Origin of the sequence: Microcoleus sp. PH2017_34_RAT_O_A (assembly GCF_020737885.1) — a bacterium.
In the GTDB taxonomy this organism is placed as follows: Bacteria; Cyanobacteriota; Cyanobacteriia; order Cyanobacteriales; family Microcoleaceae; genus Microcoleus.
In genome coordinates, this window is sequence record NZ_JAEQDD010000029.1 from 40109 (window position 1) to 60620 (window position 20512).

The 20512-nt window shown below is 43.8% G+C and carries 6 protein-coding genes; all 6 read right to left on the minus strand.

Annotation, left to right across the window (positions count from 1 at the left end):
- Window positions 1-97: 97 nt before the first annotated feature.
- Window positions 98-1141: a methyltransferase gene (locus tag JGK11_RS12255; RefSeq protein ID WP_293211835.1), complete on the minus strand. Its 1044-nt coding sequence runs from the start codon at window positions 1139-1141 to the stop codon at window positions 98-100.
- Window positions 1142-1311: 170 nt separating this feature from the next.
- Window positions 1312-1902 carry a transposase gene (locus JGK11_RS12260; protein WP_293179913.1) on the minus strand — a complete coding sequence of 197 codons (591 nt, stop codon included), beginning with the start codon at window positions 1900-1902 and terminating at the stop codon, window positions 1312-1314.
- A 229-nt stretch (window positions 1903-2131) separates the two neighbouring features.
- Entirely contained in the window at window positions 2132-5980 is a 3849-nt protein-coding gene (locus tag JGK11_RS12265; protein WP_293211837.1) for a beta-ketoacyl synthase N-terminal-like domain-containing protein, read from the minus strand.
- A 259-nt stretch (window positions 5981-6239) separates the two neighbouring features.
- Window positions 6240-11720: a non-ribosomal peptide synthetase gene (locus JGK11_RS12270; protein WP_293211840.1), complete on the minus strand. Its 5481-nt coding sequence runs from the start codon at window positions 11718-11720 to the stop codon at window positions 6240-6242.
- A 453-nt stretch (window positions 11721-12173) separates the two neighbouring features.
- Window positions 12174-17846 (minus strand): ATP-binding sensor histidine kinase, encoded by a 5673-nt coding sequence (locus JGK11_RS12275; RefSeq protein WP_293211842.1) that lies wholly within the window; start codon window positions 17844-17846, stop codon window positions 12174-12176.
- Between the two features lie 962 nt (window positions 17847-18808).
- The gene (locus JGK11_RS12280; RefSeq protein ID WP_293179901.1) at window positions 18809-20398 is read right to left on the minus strand and encodes a glycoside hydrolase family 57 protein; all 1590 of its coding nucleotides are present in this window, start codon (window positions 20396-20398) and stop codon (window positions 18809-18811) included.
- Window positions 20399-20512 lie beyond the last annotated feature (114 nt).

Consider the following 20512-nt stretch of genomic DNA (forward strand, 5'->3'; position numbering starts at 1 on the left):
TCGCTGAGAGTATCTCAGTTTTGCTTTGTACAAAGTGAGATGCACCCATTTCATTTGTCCACAAGCGGTCTCAACCGCCCAATCATAAAAGGAGTGGCTAACTAGGATTGGTTATTACCGCCTCGATCGCACTTGCAGGCCCTTTTGTGGCGATCGTATCAGTCACTTTAAAGCCAGCAGAGGAAAGCAAATGATAAAATTCATCTTCCCTCCGCATAAAAGTACCGCCTATCACAAACAAAGTTAGGCTACCCATACCAATAAAAGGCGACATTTTGCCTGAAGGCAACATAAAATCAACAATCAGCAGGCGATCGTTAGCTGTCATAGCTTGATAGCAATTTTTAAGAATTGCAATAGCACGCTCATCATCCCAATTCAGGAGGACACGAGAGAGCAAGTAAAGATCCCCACCACGCGGCACCGCTTCAAAAAAGCTGCCTCCAACTACTTCACACCTATCTGCAACTCCAGCCACGTGCAAAACCTGAGGTGCATCCACAATAACATCTTCGCGATCGAACAAAATAGCTTGCATTTGGGGATTTGCATTCAGAATAACAGCCGTTAGAGTTCCAATGCCCCCTCCAACATCCACAAGCGTCTTAAATCCTGAAAAATCATAAGCTTCAAGCACCGGAAGCAGCCACTCCCTTGTTGTCTCCTTCATCCACTCATTGAAATTTATAGCCGCCTCAGAATTCTGCGTCAAATAGCTATAAAAACTCATCTTAAAACTATGTTCAAAAGCCGTTTCTCCCGTCTTTATACTGTACAATAAATTCCCCCATCCCTGATATAGTTCATCACCCATTGCCAGAACCGTACCTCGCAAAGAATCAGAAGTACCAGTCAAGAGATGCTTGCCCAGAGCATTCAAGCAAAACTTATCATTATCTTCCATAGAAAACACACCAACACTTACTAGCATACGCATCAGGTGATAAATACCCTGAGAATTTACCCCAGCAGCTTCCGCAAGTTCATCAGCAGTCTTAGAACCATCACTCAGAATATCTGCAATTTCCAGTTTAGCCGCTACAAAAAGAGCCTGGGATATTTTAAATCCATACATCATTTCTAGTAGCACTGACGATGATTTTTCGCCTTCAGGCTGGGCATTTTCTGTATATAAAACCATGAGTTATCCTGTGAATTACAATCTTCAATTATAAGTTGTTGGTATGTTGTTGGGCTTCAGCCCCAAGAGCACTTTGGTATGTTGTTGGGATGCGAGCCCCAAGAGCGCTGAAGCGCAACTACGTACCCTAAGAGCGCTGAAGCGCAACTACGTACCTTTAACTACCTACCTTAATCATCCCATCCTTTTCCATAATCTCTTACCGGATATTCTGTCCATGCACTTCTTAGCCACTCTCTTCCTTGATACTCTAAATACCAATGTACGCTACTTGCTGACCAATCATAAGGAGATTTTGCCCAGCCATGTTTGACAGGATTGTAATTAATGTAATTAATAGTGGTATAATAATGCCTTTCGGAACGAATAGCGCGATCGCTAAATGAACACCACACTTTACCTGTAACACGATCCTCAAGATTCCATTGTCGAGCCAAGGGGCCGTGAATCGAACGAAATAGCACACTTAATTGTGGCATATTAACATGATGGACTAAGAGATGATAATGATTCGGTAAAACTACCCAAGCATTAATTTCGATACCATCGGAAATAAACTTCTCAAAAATTGAATCTAAAAGTTGGTGACGGCGTTCCTGAGTATTAATCCGAGATTTATGCTCAAAACAACTAACTGTAAGATGATAAAATTCAAAATCTCGCACTGGATGAGGTGGAGAATGAGCAGGATATCCCTTAGCCAACCTTTCATTAACAAGTTGCACCCGTTCTTCTAAAGTTAATTTCCGATATTCATACATAAAGGTAAGTAGTTGCGCTTCAGCGCTCTAAAAGGTACGTAGTTGCGCTTCAGCGCTCCGAAAGGTACGTAGTTGCGCTTCAGCGCTCCAAAAGGTACGTAGTTGCGCTTCAGCGCTCCGAAAGGTACGTAGTTGCGCTTCAGCGCTCCGAAAGGCTCGTAGTTGTGCTTCAGAGCTCTGAAAGAGGGCTAAAGCCCAACAACGTACCTAAAACGTACCTAATCAGTACCTAATCAATATATTCTCTAAGTTGTTGGGCCATAACCTGAACATGAGGAGGGTAATTCATAGTAATATGATTTCCCGGCACCTCTCGAACCTCTATCCCTCCCCCAGCCACCTCAATCCATGGCAATTCAGGATTTTTAGGATTAACTTCATTTTGTTCGCTAGCACGAAAAAAGATAATTCGACCCGGATAAGCTTGAGGGATGTAATTTCGCATAGCTTGACCGTGTACTTTAAACAGATGAAGAAAGTGACGAATCTCAGGCAATCCAAAATCGGGAGGAACTACCCTATTAGCAATCTTTACTTGCTCTAAAAAGTAGAGAAGTTGCTCATCTTGCTCAAGCTGTTGGAGGACATCCAAAGAAAGAGACAGATCGAAACCAACACCTAGTATATAAACCAGAATTGCTGTATCATCTTCTGTCTCTAAAACAGGCATTTGACCGGGGCCAGGAGTATCTATCAGAGTTAGCAATGCTACTTTTTGACCGATCGCATTCAGTTGTTGCGCCATCTCAAAAGCAACTGTGCCACCAAAGGAAGAACCTCCTAGGAAATAGGGCCCTTCAGGTTGGCGAATCTGCAAAGCTTCGATATAGCGAGTTCCCATTTCCTCAACTGTAGTACAGGCATCTGTTTCATCAACCGAAGCAGGTGCTTGTATTCCCACAATAGGCCGCTCTGAACCGAGATAACGTGCCAAATCCCGATAAATGTAAACGTGTCCGCCTACCGGATGCACTAAAAACAAAGGTTGTTTCAAACTCCCCCGCCGAATCTCCACTAATAAGGACTCCGAAGCTGACTGGGATTGCTGATTATCGCTCGCAGACAACCCGGAATCATCTTTAATTAATTCAGCCAAAGCTGCAATAGTTGATGATTGTAACAGGCTGTGGGGAGACAAGTTTTTTTGCAGTTTTTCGTTTAACTTAGTTATTAGTTGAACTGCTAATAATGAATCCCCCCCTAAATCAAAAAAATCATCATCAATTCCCACTTGTTCAATCCCTAGAAATTCTTGCCATATCGTAGCAATAGTTTGCTCAATTTCATCTCTAGGAACACTATAAGTATTTTGTAGATTCGGCCGAGAATGGAGTTGTGCTGAATCTACATTTGGGGAATTGTCATCGGACAAAGATCCAATTTTAATCGGTTGCTCGATTCCTGGTGGTTCAATCCAGTAACGTTGGCGCTCAAAGGGATAGGTTGGCAATGGGAGACGATAACGCTGCTCATCAGCATAAAATTGAGACCAATCTATTTGTACTCCTCCTAGCCAAAGCTGACCCAATGTAGTAAGTAAGAAAGCTACATCTGATTTTTGGTCTTGCGGATGGCGCAATGAAGAAAGTATAATCTGTTCAGAAGGCTTATTGTGATGTTGTTTTGCTAGCGTGTTCAATGTCCGTCCGGGACCCACTTCTAGCAATATTTGATTGGGCTGGTTTAATAGCTGTTGTAAACCCTCTGCAAACCTTACTGTTTGACGCAGGTGTTGACCATAATAACCGGGGCTTGTCGCCTCCCCCGCTGTAATCCAATTCCCAGTAACATTGGATATGTAGGGAATTTTTGGTGATTTGAGCTTGACTTTTTTCACCTGTTCGGTAAATGGCTCTAAAATTGGCTCCATCATTTGTGAATGAAAGGCATGGGAGGTGTGCAACCTGCGACCCTCTATACCTTTTTCTTTTAGTTTTTGTTCCAATTCATCTACGGCATCGATGGCACCTGAAATCACGCTTAGAGATGCTCCATTGATCGCAGCTAGATCCAGCTTATTGCCGAGTAAGGGTTTGACTTGCTGTTCTGTAAGTGGCACTGCAAGCATGGAACCAGCAGGCAGTTGTTGCATCAATTTACCTCGTGCAGCTACCAAGGATAAGCCCTCTTCCAAGGAGAACACGCCAGCCAAACAAGCTGCTACATATTCGCCAATGCTATGACCAATCATTGCTTGAGGATGCACTCCCCAAGACATCCACAATTTAGCTAAAGCATATTCGATCGCAAATAGTGCAGGTTGTGCGATCGCAGTCTGTGTTAGTTGGTTGGTAGCTGCTTCTGCTTCTGCTGCGCTTGGATAAAGTACGTGGCGCAAGTCAATGCCCAAGTAAGGTTTCAGAATTTCCGAACATAGATCGATCTGTTCGCGAAATGTTGGTTCAACTTGGTAAACCTCCAAGCTCATATTGATGTACTGCGAACCCTGTCCTGAAAACATAAATACGACAGGTGGATTTTTGGACTCTGGGAAGTTGGTAAAAACTCGTTTTGGATCGAGATTCTCAAGGGCTGTAAAACCATCTTGACTGTCATTGCAAACCACTATGCGTCGATGATTAAAAGCCTTTCGACCGACTTGCAGCGTGTAAGCCACATCAGCCAAATTTACCTCGGTATTTTGTTGCAAATACTTGCTTAAGTTGGCAGTAGCACTATTAAGTGCAGAGCTACTTTTTGCCGACAAAACTAATAGTTGCGATGGGCGAGATTCTCCTGATGCTTCTGCAATAGGCGCTTCTTCAAGAACTACATGAGCATTAGTTCCACCAATGCCAAAAGAACTAACTCCAGCACGACGGGGTGATTTACCTGCTTTCCATTCGGAAAGTTGGGTATTGACATAAAAAGGACTGTTGGCAAAATCAATCTTAGGATTTGGCTGTTCAAAATGCAAGCTAGGGGGTATTAGCTGGTGTTTGAGAGCCTGGACAGTTTTGATTAAGCCAGCAACACCAGCCGCAGTATCTAAATGTCCGATATTGGTTTTGGCCGAACCGATCGCACAAAAGCCTTTTTTCTTAGTATCCACAGAGAAAGCTTGCGTCAGCGCAGCGATTTCGATCGGATCGCCGAGGGGTGTTCCAGTTCCGTGAGCTTCTATATAGCTGACGGTTTCAGGGGGAATCTCGGCTATTGCTAAGGCATCTGCGATCGCCTGTGCCTGACCGTCTATACTAGGAGCTGTGTAGCCAACTTTCACAGCACCATCGTTATTAATAGCGCAACCTTTGATTACCGCATGAATATAATCTCCATCTGCGATCGCCTCCTCTAATCTTTTCAAAACCACAATTCCCACACCGCTACCGCTAACAGTTCCCTGTGCATTAGCATCAAAAGCCCTACAGTGCCCGTCTGGAGAAAGAATCATGCCCTCTTTATAAAAATAGCCTGTCTTTTGATTGACGCCTATAGAAACGCCACCAGCCAAAGCCATATCGCATTGGTAATTTAGCAAACTTTGGCAAGCCATGCCGATCGCAACTAATGAAGTTGAACAGGCTGTTTGGACAGTAACACTCGGCCCCTTCAAGTTTAATTTATAAGAAACGCGAGTTGACAGAAAATCTTTCTCATTGGCGATCGTAAGTTGGAAATCTCCCACAGATTCTCTAAGCTGACGATTCGGATAAAGGTTATTCAAAAAATAAGTATTGAAACTCCCTGCGCCTGCGTAAACCCCAATCGCACCTTCGTAAGTTTCCGAGTTGTAGCCCGCATTTTCTAGAGCCTGCCAAGCCGATTCCAAGAAAAAGCGGTGTTGTGGATCTGTGATTTCAGCTTCTCTAGGATTCAACCCAAAGAATGAAGCATCAAACAACTCAATATCTGCTAGTACCGCTCTGGCTTTTACATAGCGAGGATCGCGCACGACTGACTCGTCAATCCCGAAAGATTCTAGTTCTTGTTCGGAGAAGAAAGAAATAGATTCAACACCATCACGCAGGTTTTGCCAAAACTCATCAACATTTTTCGCGCCAGGAAAGCGACCCGCCATGCCGACGATCGCGATACCTTCTAGAGAAGATTGGGTGGTTTTTTCAGAGTTATCCATTTTGATTCTTTCCTGGTAACAATACTTTGGACAATTGATTAGGTACGTTGTTGGGCTTTAGCCCTCTTAGGTACGTTGTTGGGCTTTAGCCCTCTTAGGTATGTTGTTGGGCTTTAGCCCTCTTTGAGGATGGTATGTTGTTGGGCTTTAGCCCTCTTTCGGGATGGTATGTTGTTGGGCTTGAGCCTCCTTCCGGAGCGCTGAAGCGCAACAACGTACCTAAGAGCGCAACTACGTACCTCATTTGGAAAATTTAGAGTTATCGATTTTTATTCTTTCCCTTTAGCGCTTGTTTTTGCTTTTGGCTGTTCATGGCATCTTTTTGTTTTTTAATCCGCTCTTGACTTGACCCAACAGAGGATTGTTCTTCAGGCTCCTCACTTAAATATTTAGCCAAAGATCTGATGGTTGGATATTTAAACATTTCAACGATTGACACATCTCTGTCCACCACTTCGCGCAGTTGGCTGTGAGCCTGAGCCATCAATAATGAATGACCCCCTAAATCGAAGAAATTATCATCTACACCTACTTTTTCCAAGTGTAATAGCTGTTGCCAAACAGTAGCGATATTTTGTTCTATCTCAGTTTGAGGAGCCACATAAGTTGCTGACAACTCTGGGTTAATAGCCTCAGGTTCAGGCAGTGCCTTACGGTCTACTTTGCCATTGGGTGTAAGTGGGAAATTAGGCAAAAATACAAAGCTGGAAGGCACCATATAGTCGGGCAGTTTTTGCTTCAAAAAGTTTCGCCAACTGCCGAAATCTGTGTGTTCTAGTCCGAGGTTGGAAATAATATAAGCGACTAAGCGCTGGTTGCCGGAGACATCGGAGCGGCTGATAACTAGAGACTCCTGCACATCTGGGTGTTGGCTTAATACCGCCTCAATTTCTCCTAATTCGATGCGGAAGCCCCGAATTTTTACTTGGTGATCGATGCGGCCTAGAAATTCGATATTGCCATCGGGTAAGTAGCGAGCTAAGTCGCCTGTTTTATAGAGGCGAGAACCCGGTTCGTTGCTAAAGGGGTTGGGAATAAAGCGTTCCGCAGTTAGTTCAGGTCGGTTGAGGTAGCCCCGCGCTAAACCAGCACCGCCAATATAGATTTCTCCGGGAATGCCGATCGGCATAAGCTGCAAATGGGCATCCAACAGATAAACTTGCGTATTGGCGATCGGGCGACCGATGGACGGCGGCTCTTGACTATCGGTACATTCGGCGATCGTTGCACAAACGGTGGATTCGGTCGGCCCATAAGCGTTAAAGAATCGACGACCCGGTGCCCACTTAGCCACAACATCGACGGAAACAGTTTCTCCCCCAACAATAATTGTTTGCAATGTAGAAAGCTCTTCAAAAGGAACAACTCCCAAGACTGCTACTGGTAATTCAATGTGGGTAATAGCTCGATCGCGCAATACCTCAATCAAATCAGAACCTGCCAAAAGAGCATTATTGATTGCGATACAGAGAGTTGCTCCCGAACACAAGGCAATAACCCAATCGGAAGTTGCAACATCAAAGCTCAAGGAAGCAAATTGGAGAACTCTGCTGTTCGGTTGTACGTCGAATATCTGAATCTGTGCTATAGCCAGGTTGCATAGTCCTCGATGCCCGACAAGTACGCCTTTTGGCTTCCCTGTAGACCCGGAAGTGTAAATCACATAAGCCAGGTTCTCAGAGGTTAAGCTGCATTCAGGATTTTCCTCACTCTGTCGCTCAATAATTTCCCAATCTGTGTCCAGACAGACAACTCGCGCTTGGTGTTTGGGAAGAGATTCAACTAACCGCCTCTGAGTCAGCAGCACTGGTACTTGGGCATCTTCTAACATCAAGGCCAAACGCTCTGGCGGATAAGCTGGATCTAGTGGTACATAAGCCCCGCCAGCTTTGAGAATACCCAGCAGTCCCACTACCATCTCCAAGGAACGCTCTACACAAATTCCCACCATTACTTCAGCGGTGACACCTAATTTGCCCAGATAATGCGCTAACTGGTTTGCTCGTTGGTTCAGCTCTTTATAGGTAAGTTGTTGGTCTTCAAATACTAGGGCAATAGCATCTGGCGATCGCTCTACCTGCTCTTCAAACAACTGGTGTATGCACGCATTTTGAGGGTAATCGGTTGCGGTATTATTCCACGCTACTAACTGCTGCCGTTCCCACTCAGTTAAAAGGGGTAATTCTGAGATTTTTTGCTCTGGATTAGAGACGATTCCTTCCAGCAGGGTTTGGAAATGTCCAACCATCCGATCGATCGTGTCAGCATTAAACAAATCTATGCTGTACTCAAAACGACCGACTATGCCCTCGGATGTCTCCTGTAATTCCAGGGTTAAATCAAACTTTGCCGTTTCGGTATCAATATCTAACTGGCTCCAATTCAGAATCGAATTAACGCCTGACATTGGGGGTTGGAGAACAAAAGCAACTTGGAACAGCGGGTTTTGACCCAAATTTCGCTCCGGTTGCAGTGCTTCTACCAACTTCTCAAAAGGCACATCTTGGCAAGCAAATGCTTCCAAAGTCACTTCCCGCATCCTTTCGAGCAACTGCCGGAAAGTAGGGTTGTCCTTGAAATCGGTACGCAGTACCAAAGTGTTGACGAAGCACCCAATTAGCTGCTGAATCTCGGGCTGGTTGCGTCCTGCGGTGACAGTGCCTACAACAATATCGGTCTGCCCCGTGTAGCGATAGAGCAAGGTTTTGAACGCTGCCAGCAGTGTCATGTAGAGGGTAACGCCTTCTTTCTGACTCAATTTCGCGATCGCCTCGCTCAAAGTTTGAGGTAGCGCTAGACATTGCCTTGCACCCCGAAAAGTTTGGATTGGCGATCGCGATCGATCTGTGGGCAGTTGCAGCGTTGACAGATTCGCTAGTTGCTGTTTCCAGTATCTCAGTTGGTTTTCCAGCACCTCTGGCTGTAGCCATTGCCGTTGCCAATAGGCAAAGTCCGCAAACTGAACCGGCAGTTCTGGCAGGGGCGATCGCCCGCCCAAAGAAAAGGCGCTGTAGAGTGTCGCCAGTTCCTTCATAAACAAGCTGTACAAAGAAACACCATCGATCGCGATGTGGTGTATGGTCAGGAACAACCTGTAATCAGCCTCGCCCAACCGCATGAGAGTACCCCGCAGCAGTGGCCCTTGGGTAAGGTCAAAAGGCTGCTGCGCTTCCAAAGTTCCCAGCCGCAATGCTTCAGACTCCCGTTCTGCCTCTGGCAATTCCCCAATATTCACCACTGGCAGGATGAAATTAAAGGCATCTTGAATCACCATCACTGGCTGCCCATCCACGACAGCAAAGGTCGTTCGCAAAATTTCGTGACGCTTGATGATTTCGTTGATGCTGCGCTCCAGAGCAGCAATGTTGACGGAACCAGGTAGGCGAATGGTAATCGGTTCGTTATAAAAAGGTAGATCGGGAGCCAGTTGACATAAAAACCACAGTTGTTGCTGGCTGAAGGATAGAGGTAAGTCCCGATGCCGCGAAATCGGTTGAATCGAGGAAGGCTGGGGTGTTGGAGATTTTTGACTGGCGATTTCCAGATTGCGAGCCAGATCGGCGACTGTGGCAGACTCAAACAAGGTACGCAAAGGTAACTCTACCTGGAAAGTGTCTCGGATTCGAGTTGCAATCTGCGTGACTACCAGAGAGTGACCTCCCAATTCTAAGAAATTGTCGCGAATACCCACTCGCTCTAGTCCCAGAACTTCGGCCCAGATTCCTGCCACCACATCTTCCACAGGAGTTTGAGGTGCCACATAATCTTGTCCTAGTTCGGGAATTTTAATGGCAGGCGCTAGTAGCTTCTGACGGTCTATTTTGCCGTTGGGCGTGAGCGGCATGGTTTTCAGGAACACAAAGCTGGAAGGCACCATATAGTCTGGCAACTTATCTTTCAGGAAGTTACGCAACTTGCCCGCTGTCGTGCGTTGCAAAAATTTTAAGAAGCCTTGAGTTTCTAGGAGGTAGTCCATACTCTGCTGAATCACAGCTTTTTCACTCGCTGTGAGAGATAACTCAATTCCTGCCTGATTTCCTTGACACCAAGCGACAGTTCCCTCAAAACATCGCTCTTCGGTATCTCCCGGTAGCACGAGGCGCAAGTGCAGGCGTTTACCTTTTGACCAATTATCTGGCACTCCGATCGCGCCAATCCCACTGATCGATATGTCTTCTGTTTCTAACTTAACTGAGCGATCGCCATCAAATTCTGCTAAACACTCGCTTTTAAAGGGTATTCGTTCTGCGGTGACCTTGGAAACAACATAAGCGGCGATCGAGCGCTTCTGTCCGGGGACATCTTCTTGTGCTGCTACCACTGCTACCTGCACGTCGGGGTGTTGTCCCAGCACCGCTTCAATCTCGCCTAGTTCAATGCGGAAACCGCGAATTTTCACTTGGTGGTCGATGCGGCCTATAAACTCGATATTGCCATCCGGCAGATAGCTACCCAAATCGCCAGTACAGTAAAGCCGATCGCCTGTATGGGGATGAGTGATGAAGCGTTTGCTAGTCTTTTCCTCATCTCGCCAATAGCATCGGGCTAGACCAATTCCCCCAATATAAAGCTCTCCGACTACTCCCTCTTGACATGGTTCCATCGCTTCGTCGAGCACATAAAAATGCTGGTTGGTCATTGACCCACCGTAAGGGATACTTTTCCAGGTGGGGTCTATTGTTTCGATGGGATATAAAATCGACCAGATAGAAGCCTCCGTTGCACCTCCTAAGCCGATGACAGCAGGGATTAAAGATTCGTCTAGCTGAGAGCTTGAATCAAGGCACTGGCCGGGCTGGACGCCCGCCCTACTCAACTGAGGTTCAATATCTAAATCTAAACTTTCCGACACCCACCTAGAAACTAAATTTTTGATTTGATCTGGCAAAGTCAAAGGTATCCAATCGCCGCTGAGAAGGACTAATCGCAGAGACGAAGATAAATCTTTGCTATGAACAGCGGCATAATCTACCAGCATCTGCATCAATGCCGGTGCAGAGTTCCAGATAGTGACTTGTGCTTGCACTATCAAATCGACCCAGTGAGCGGGATCTGGCGTTGCTGATACTTGAGGGATTACAACAGTTCCTCCTGCTGCCAGCAAGCCGAAAATATCATATACCGATAGGTCAAAGCTCAGGGAAGATAGAGCTAAGACCCGATCGCCCGCTCCCACTTCAAAGCGTTGGTTGATATCGAGTAGAGTGTTGACAGCACCCCCATGCTCGATCGCTACTCCCTTCGGTTGACCAGTTGAGCCGGATGTGTAAATCACATAAGCTAAATTATCCGATGTCACCCCACTGTCTGGATTTTCCTCTCTGGAGCGATCGACAGTTTCTAAATTCCCATCCAAACAGATGACACGCGCTTGATGCGAGGGAAGAGACTCGACTAAATGCTGTTGTGTAAGCAACACTGGCGTTTGGGAATGTTCCAACATAAATGCCAGTCTATTTGCCGGATAATGCGGATCTAGCGGTACATAAGCTCCCCCTGCTTTCAGAATACCTAATAGACCTACAACCATCTCCAGCGATCGCTCCACACAGGCTGCCACCAATACCTCTGGCCCAACACCCACAGTCTTCAGATAATGTGCCAACTGGTTAGCTTGAGAGTTTAAGTCCTGATAAGTTAGCTGCTTCCCTTCAAAAATTACGGCAATGGCATCAGGCGATCGCTCTACTTGGAACTCAAATAGTTCGTGAATGCACCTATCCGGGAAATTATCTAACATTTTATTTTTCCTTATATCGAGGTATACAGAGTTTTTTTTTCTTTGTTTTCGTAACTATTGCTGAGTTAAGCTGATCCAGCCAAAAGGCTTAAATTATTAACAAAAATGCCGTCATACATAAGGGGTTAAACCCCTTTATACAAGCCCATAAACCTAGTCACTGGCATCGTTATATTTTAGTTGCTATTCCTAAACTCACCTATTATATTTCTATAAGGTTCACTTAGCGCTAATGTCCGAAAATTAGGTACGTTGTTGCGCTTGAGCGCTCTAGTTGATACATGAGAGCGCTCAAGCGCAACAACGTACCTTTCTTTAATGTGAAACTTGCATCCATGACTGATGTAGCAAAACCCTTGAAAAAGGGTATTGCCAATAATCGAAAGACGAAAATATAGAATAATTTTTAACTATCAAATTTTCAGAAAAATTATACCTGCTACCTTCTCCTTATTAAATTTTCTGCTGAATAGGAATCTCAATCACGAAATCCGCTCCCTTACCTCGTGCTGAAATACAAGTTAAGCTCCCCTGATGTTTTTCCACCACAATTTGATAGCTAATAGCTAACCCCAAACCAGTACCCGATCCCACAGGTTTCGTAGTAAAGAAAGGATCGAAAATTTTTCGACATACTTCCTCAGTCATCCCCGCTCCATTGTCCGCAATAGATATCTCCACTTTATTACGGTTTACGACTCTGGTGCGAATGCAAATTTTTCCTTTATTATGCGTCACAAATTCTTTTTTCTGTGCAGCTACTGTGGGACAAACCGCAAATGACTCTTCAATCGCATCAATCGCATTGTTGAGTATATTCATAAATACTTGGTTCAAAAAGCCGGGGTAACACTCTACCCTAGGCAATTTTCCATACTCTTTAACAATTTCAATACCTAATTTTGAGGTGCTGGCTTGTAGCTGATTTTGTAACAGCAGCAGAGTGCTATCGATCCCTTCATGGATATCTACTGGTTTCATTTGAGCCTCATCCAAGCGCGAGAAATTCCGTAGCGACAAGATAATCTGGCGAATGCGCTCTGCCCCTACCTGCATCGAATCAATCAATCTAGGAAAATCTGAAATTATGAATTCGATATCAATATCTTCTGCATAGTTTTGAATCTCAGGAGTTGCATTAGGCAATTGCTGCTGGTAAAGATTCAGCAACCCCAGCAAGTGATCGACATAGTCACTAGAGTGGGTAAGATTGCCATAGATAAAGTTAATCGGGTTATTAATTTCGTGAGCTATACCACCAACCAATTGCCCCAGACTTGACATTTTTTCAGTCTGAATTAGTTGAGTCTGTGTCGCTTGCAATTCCTGTAAAGCAAGTTCAAGCTCAACTGCTTGTTCTCTCAAAAGTCTATTTTTTTCTTGTAACTCCAGCGTCCTTGCTTCGACTTTCTGTTCCAGCCTTTGGTTGTAATCGTCTAATTGCTCGTTGGCTGTTTTCAATTTTTGAGTTGCGGCTTCCAATTTACCATAGAGCATCGCATTTTTAAGGGAGATAGCTATCTGTGAAGAAAGTATCTTCAACAATTCCAGCCTCTCCGTTGTAAAGGCACCTACTGTCAGATTATTTTCTAAATAAATAATTCCAATTAGTTTGCCTTGATTAATAAGAGGCATAGACAAGATTGACTTCGGCTTGGTTTTGATGATGTAAGGATCGTTGATAAATATTCCTGAAACTGCTGCATCATTTAATGCGATATTTTCTTTGGCAATGCGAACATAATTAATCATAGAAATAGGAAGATTGTCACTTGTTTCAAATGGTGAGTCTGAATACAATACAACCGCATCACTATCCACAACACCTGTAGCTTCTATCAAAAGCTTTCCATCTTTTTCTAGAATCAGGCAGCTACTTGTAGCTCCGGCATTTTCCATCACAATTTTAAGTAACTTATTCAGCAACTTATCCAGCACTATTTCCTCAGCCAAGGCTAGAGATGCTTTGTTGACAGTAGACAAATCCAATACCGCCGAATTTCCTCCTGCGACCGATGTTGTTGTCCTATTAATCTCTAGGCCTATGGATTCTCGCTTTAGAATCTCGGAAAATACCAAAGGATATCTAGACTCTAAATCTTTAACTTTGGCATTGGCTCCCCAACGAATATATCCATAGTAAGCCTGTGTCAGATAAATTTGAGCAAACTTGTCTCTGCCCAGGGATAAATAAAACTCTGCCGCTAGTTCTGAAGCTAGTGCTTCTTCCTGAATGTATCCTTGTTCTTTAGCTCCCGTTATAGCTCGGTCATAATAGTCCATTGATTCTACAATTTGCCCTTGAATCCTTGCTTTTTCGGCCTCCACAAGTTCGTACTTATGCTGGAAGTTAAAGGGGGCATGGAATGCCCATTTCTGCATTTGTTGTTGATTAGCTTCTACCAAGCTCATATATTGTTGTTGTTCGGCCTGAGAAACTTGAGGATAAACAGCGAGTAGAGCAAGGGAATAATAGAAGTTATGAGGAGCAGAAACTACCATACCCATGACGTTACCTGCGTGTTCTGCGCCTAAACTGGCGCTGGCAATAGCATTCTTAGGTTCTTTAAATAGATAAGAAAGAATTGTTTTGGCAAGATAGGAAACATATAGCAAAGTTCGATTGTTACTTTCAATAAAAACAGGCAGCATTTGTGTTTCATTAAAACTTTCGCCAATCAACTGACATTTTTCTCCACTTCTATCTTCAAGATTTAGCGTCATTTGGTGGAATATTTTGATGTAGTAGATTGAATAGTCTTGTTTTAGCTTGATTGCCAAATCAAGATATTGTCTTTGCTTATGATCTACAATGTCTAATCGCTCCCCCGTCAAAAATATGCTCGCGCAATAAACAGTAATACAATAACCAGCATATTCTATATCTCCAGTTTCCAGTCCACTTTGTAGCCCAGATAGTAAGGGTAACAACGCTTCTTTACTATGCGCTTTCCAATGTATAACCAAACCATAAAATATTTGATGTACTTTACATATAAGCGAGTTCGCATTAAATTTATCCAACAACTTTAAAGCCAAGTTGCCTGCATGATATCCGGCATCTATATCCCCGATTGCCGAACACAGTATTACACTATAAGAGACATACGCAACAGCACTAAGAGGGGAGTTGCCGTGTTCCAGGCAGATTTTAACCAAGCTCACTATAAGCAGGGGCAAAATTTCGGGATTAGCAGCGACAGCAGGAGAAACAAGGGATGTCATTATCCTTAAAGCTGCTATTTTGTAGGGGTCTGTCATTTCTGGGATATTTTCTAAGTCGCTGAGCTTTGGTAACTCAAAAACAAAACCCCCGTCGCCCACTTCATTTGACAAGGAAACACCCAGCATATCCAATACTTGCAGACCCGTATCAATGGCTTTTAACATCTGATTTTGAGCCATATAAAACTGGATTTGGAGCTCGTATACCTTCACTCTTTCGAGCAGAGTGTTTGCTTTTTGCAAAACAACTTCAGCCAGGGTTGCTGACCTTTCGTAATTGGTATTAAGATATTCCGCTTCTACGGCTTCTACATAGAGTGATAGTGTCAGATTGTAGTTGGTCTGCCAACTGTTTTCTGCTAAGAGTTTTAACCCTACTCTTAGTTGTGTGACAGCAGCTTCATAAGCTGACGCTGCTTTGGCTTTCCGACCAGCTATTAAATTTAAGTGAGCCAGGTTATATTTTTCTTCTTGCTCGGTAAGGAATTCCACTCCGACATTTAGCTGGTTAACAATATCAAAGATATTGTCTTCTAGGATGTCTGGATTCATATTCTGTAACAAGAGTTGACCAATTTTCAGGTGCGTAGCTTTTTGCTGCTCAGTAGGAATCAGAGAATATGCTGCTTGCTGCACTCGGTCATGCAAAAATCTGTAGGAAACTTTGTAATTATTAATTTCTAATTGGGTTCCTTGAGTATTGGCTACTACCAAGGACTCATTACTCTGGCACAGTAACGGTATTTTGCAAGCACTTTCTCCCAAAGGCAAAATTAGACCAGTCTGAAGCCCCTCCCATAAAGCAGATGCCGTTTCTGATATAGATTTTTCATTGACTATTGCCAAAACATCCAAATCAAATCGATTCCCAATACAAGCTGCTAACTTTAAAACTTTCTGGGTATCTGAAGGTAGTTTTTCAATGTTTCTGGCGATGAGTTCTACGACATTATAATCGGCGATTCCTACAGTTTGAATCTGTCCCATGTCCCACTGCCATCTGCCAATGCTGAAGTCGAATGTCAACAGCTTTTCTGCGTAAAGGGTAGTGAGTAGCTGAGTTAAGAAAAAGGGATTTCCTTGAGTTTTATTGAAAACTAGCTCAGCTAGTAATTGCCATCTTTGTGTTTCATATCCATCGTTTCCTACAAGTAAACTTTCTTCCTCAAGTTGTTCTTGTTGATCGAACAAGCAAGTCAGAGGAGATGCTGCTGATAAGAAGCTTTCACCCAAAGTATCAGCAACTAATTGACTGACGGTATTAAATGTCAACGGTTGAAGGATGATATTATTGACGATCGATCCAGATGAATAAATACTATCTAAGGTCTGCATTAACGGATGAGCTGGGCTGACTTCGTTATTTCGATATGCTCCAATCACGAATAAATATTTGCTATCTCGGTCAGTTAGCAGCACATGAATCAATTTCAAAGAAGCAGAATCTGCCCACTGCAAATCATCTAAAAATAATACTAGGGGATGTGCTTTTTGGGTAAAAATATGAATGAATTGTTGAAAAACATGATTGAAACGGTTTTGTGATTCGCTTGCCCCTAGTTGAGTAACTTCGGGTTGCTCGCCAACAATTAATTGTAATTCGGGAATAACGTCAATTATGACTCTAGTATTTTGACCTAAATTATTTAAAATCTCCTGTTTCCAAAAATTTATTTTTTCAGAACTTTCTGTTAACAATTGTCGAATTAGTTCTTCAAAAGCTTGAATCAAGGCTCCATAGGGAATATTGCGTTTAAATTGATCGAACTTACCAGCGATAAAATAACCCCTTGCTCTGACAATGGGTTTGTGGATTTCATAAACTAAACATGATTTACCTATTCCTGAGTAACCGGAAACTAGCATCATCTCGGCTGTTCCAGCACTAACTCTATCAAAAGCATCCATTAGATTGGCTACTTGCGTTTCTCGTCCGTACAGTTTTTGGGGGATCAGAAAATGACCTGATTTATCACACTTGCCCGGAATAAAGTTACAATTTTTTCCACTTTGCTGCAATTGATTTAGACATTGTTCTAGATCGGCCTTGAGGCCATAACCACTTTGATATCTATCTTCAGCAGTCTTGGCTATTAATTTCATCACAATGTCAGAAATTGCTTTGAGAATCTCGCCATTTTGAATTTGAGATTTGGAGTGATTGCTGCTAATTTCTACTTGCCTATTTTGCTCTTTTGCACATATAATCTTCCAGGGCGATACAGGCTGTTTAGCGATATGGCAGTGAACTAATTCCATTGGATCTGTAGCTTTAAATGGCACTTCACCGCACATCATTTCATAGAATGTGATACCTAAAGAGTAGAAGTCTGTGCGGTAGTCAATTGAGCGATTCATCCGCCCAGTTTGCTCTGGTGACATATAGGCAATTGTGCCTTCTAGTAAATTGGGATGGCTGAGTGTTTGGGTCGATCTAGACAATCGCGTAGCAATACTAAAGTCAGTAATTTTTACTTGGAGGGTGGCAGGATGGATGATGATATTTGTTGGTTTAATATCTTTATGAATAATTTGGTTGTCATGCAGTTTACCCAGAGTATCTGCTAACTGAATAGCGATTGATAAAAAATCTTTTAGTTTAAGCTTGTGAATGCTCAAAAAGTTTTTGAGTGCTTCTCCTTTTGAATCTTCTAATATCAATGCCAGACCATTGCGATGATTTTCTAATCCGTAGGGCTTGACAATACCTTCTAAATTGAGATTTCTAGAGAGTTCGTATTCATGTCTCAATTGCATAATCTCTTCGAGATTAGGATATTCTGCTCTCAAAATTTTGATGATTACAGCTTGTCGATCTTGCTTCCTCTGAGCCCGATAAACTACTGTATTCAAACCTTGGTTGATTTTTTCTATTAATTGGTAGTTAATCTTAATACTCATAAGCATTTAGTTAAATTAAATCTAGTGAGTGAATTATGTTATAATATACCACAGTCAATCTAAAAGTGTGCTTTTTTACACAATATCTGAGAGCTTTTTGGGAGTTTTTTGGTTGACTATGTTTGTGATACAAATTATCTTAACGTACTTGGGGTCTGATTAGAATCCGTAATTTCCACATGATTTTCATTTTATTGCTACTACCAAAAGCGATCGCAAGTTTTGCCACCCTCTAAATACCAATAAAAAATTAGGATTGTTTATTGTATAGTTGGTTCGCTCAAACCTGATGTTCTTTTCGTCTGAACAAGTAAGCAAATTGGTATTCCTAAATTCGCGGTATAATTAGAGAACAAAATTAGGCGTTCCTGATTTGGAGTATGATTTGCCTCGGAAATGAGCGAGTAGGGGCAATTCATGAATTGCCCCTACTCGCTCATTTCCGAGATTGCCTAAGCGACTGAATCATACCTAAATTCAGCAACGCCCATAATTTTTTGATGGATAGGGAAACGGCTGATTAACGTTGATAAACGTAGTCTGAAGCCCTAGGGTGCCGATACATAAAAAATCTTCAATAAAAATCGACTTTTTGAGCAGCGATGCACCTGAAAAATAGTTGAGTAAACACACTTAAAACTAATTTTTTAGTATCAAAAATTGACACTAATTACGCATTTTAGATCGAGTAAACAGGTTTTTCGCCAAAAGTTGTGCCTCTAGAGAATAATTTTTGTAAAAAAATCCGGTTTCAGACCACCAGTGCGTAAGTCCTAATTGAGAGAAATGATATTAGTTAAGCCACCCCTGACATGGTGCGTTGCTACTATATGGTTCGATTTGCTCGACATATTGTTGATGGCGGCGCACCCTAAGACTTACTACGAGCGGGTAAATTAAGACTTAATAAAAAAACCCGCACTGGCGGGTTTTTTTATGCGGGAAATTAGCTCGAAGTTTGCTTAAAGCGATCGATAAACGCGATAATTGATCTCGGGGAAGATGTTGTCTATCTCCTGAACCTTCTCCAACCAGCCGGAATCGACTTTGCCTTCTTTGACTTCATCGTACAGCTTGTGGAAGCGCATTAAGTGCGATCGCGTCCGCCGCACTGCATAGGGCACCATCGTCCCTGTACGCATGATAAACGCCCAGTCAGACGATTGAGCTAACAACACTTCCCGCGCAGCCTGATTCAAAGCCCGCAACTGCAACTCATCCTCTGCTTCCATGTTTCCCAATTCAATCATCCGTTCCGCGGCTTTGTGCAAGTGCGGGTAAATCCAAGCATTGGTATCGTTTAGCCAATATTCGTGGAAACCCCGGAAACCCCAGCTAGACTGGGACGGACGGCATACTTGCTGAGTCGGATTTCCGCGCAAATAATCGGCTAAGTGCGTCATTTCGTAGGTATTTTGGTCGTACCAACTCTTGCGGAACAGGTAGTCTAAGAACCAAGGCCCTTCGTACCACCAGTGACCGAAAAGTTCGGCGTCGTAAGGTGAAACGATAATCGGAGGACGCTGCATGATGCCGTTGAGGTGCTCGACTTGGCGTTCGCGATTAAAGGCAAAGTTGCTGGCGTGTTCGGCTGCTTTTTCCCGCGCCCAATACGGATCGTATAACTGTTTGTCGCCTAAACCCAATCCGCGACCGGTGATTTTGTGATATTTAATCCCGGTGTTTTTGCGCTGGCCGTTGGGCATGATGTAGGGTTTGATGTAGTCGTATTCGGCTTCCCAACCTAAATCTTTGTAAAATTCGCGGTATTCGGCGGCGCCCGGATAGCCGACTTCGGATGACCAAACTTGCTGGGATGATTCGTGATCCCGACCGAATGCTGCTACTCCGCATTCGGTGAAAATTGGGGCGTAGCTACCGTAGCGGGGACGCGGGCGGGCGTAGAGGATGCCGTGACCGTCTGTGAGGAAGTAGCGGAGGCCGGCGTCGGCTAACATCCTCTCTAAGCCTTCGTAGTAGGCGCATTCGGGCAGCCAAATGCCTTTTGGGCGGCGGCCGAAGTTTTGTTCGTAGCTTTCGCAGGCTACTTGTATTTGCGCCCAAACTGCTTCGGGGTACATTTTCATCAGCGGTAGGTAGCCGTGGGTGGCCCCGCAGGTCATGATTTCAAGGTTGTTGCTGTCTTGAAATTGTTTGAAGGCTTTGACTAAATCTCGATCGAACTTTTCCCAATAATTCCGAACTTGGGAGAAGTGGGCGGTGTAATGTTCGGCTAAGTACCTAACGTGACCGTTGTCGCTGTTGTGTTCAATTTCGAGTTCGGCTAGTTCTTCGAGTTTTGCTAAGTGGTCGTCGAAACGGTCTTGCAGCAAGGGGTCGCGCAGCATGGCTACCAAGGGCGGTGTCATGCTCATGGTAATTTTAAAGTCGATGCCGTCGCGCTTTAGCCCTTCAAAGACTTGCAGCAGGGGAATGTAGGTTTCGGCGATCGCCTCAAACAGCCATTCTTCTTCTAAAACGTAGTCGCTTTCGGGGTGGCGGACAAAGGGCAGGTGGGCGTGGAGAACGAGGGCGAGGTAGCCAATAGCCATAATGATTTGGATGACGCCAGTTAGGGACAGCTTTAAAATATTTTAAGATTTTATGCCGAAATGGGATCCACAAAGTTCAGTGTTTTTTTAATGACCTTTGTGTGACAGACTAAA

What these genes read in the sequence shown, in the direction of transcription:
- JGK11_RS12255 (WP_293211835.1), bottom strand. Translation starts at nt 1,141, where the DNA reads ATGGTTTTATATACAGAAAATGCCCAGCCTGAAGGCGAAAAATCATCG.
- JGK11_RS12260 (WP_293179913.1), bottom strand. Translation starts at nt 1,902, where the DNA reads ATGTATGAATATCGGAAATTAACTTTAGAAGAACGGGTGCAACTTGTT.
- JGK11_RS12265 (WP_293211837.1), bottom strand. Translation starts at nt 5,980, where the DNA reads ATGGATAACTCTGAAAAAACCACCCAATCTTCTCTAGAAGGTATCGCG.
- JGK11_RS12270 (WP_293211840.1), bottom strand. Translation starts at nt 11,720, where the DNA reads ATGTTAGATAATTTCCCGGATAGGTGCATTCACGAACTATTTGAGTTC.
- JGK11_RS12275 (WP_293211842.1), bottom strand. Translation starts at nt 17,846, where the DNA reads ATGAGTATTAAGATTAACTACCAATTAATAGAAAAAATCAACCAAGGT.
- JGK11_RS12280 (WP_293179901.1), bottom strand. Translation starts at nt 20,398, where the DNA reads ATGGCTATTGGCTACCTCGCCCTCGTTCTCCACGCCCACCTGCCCTTT.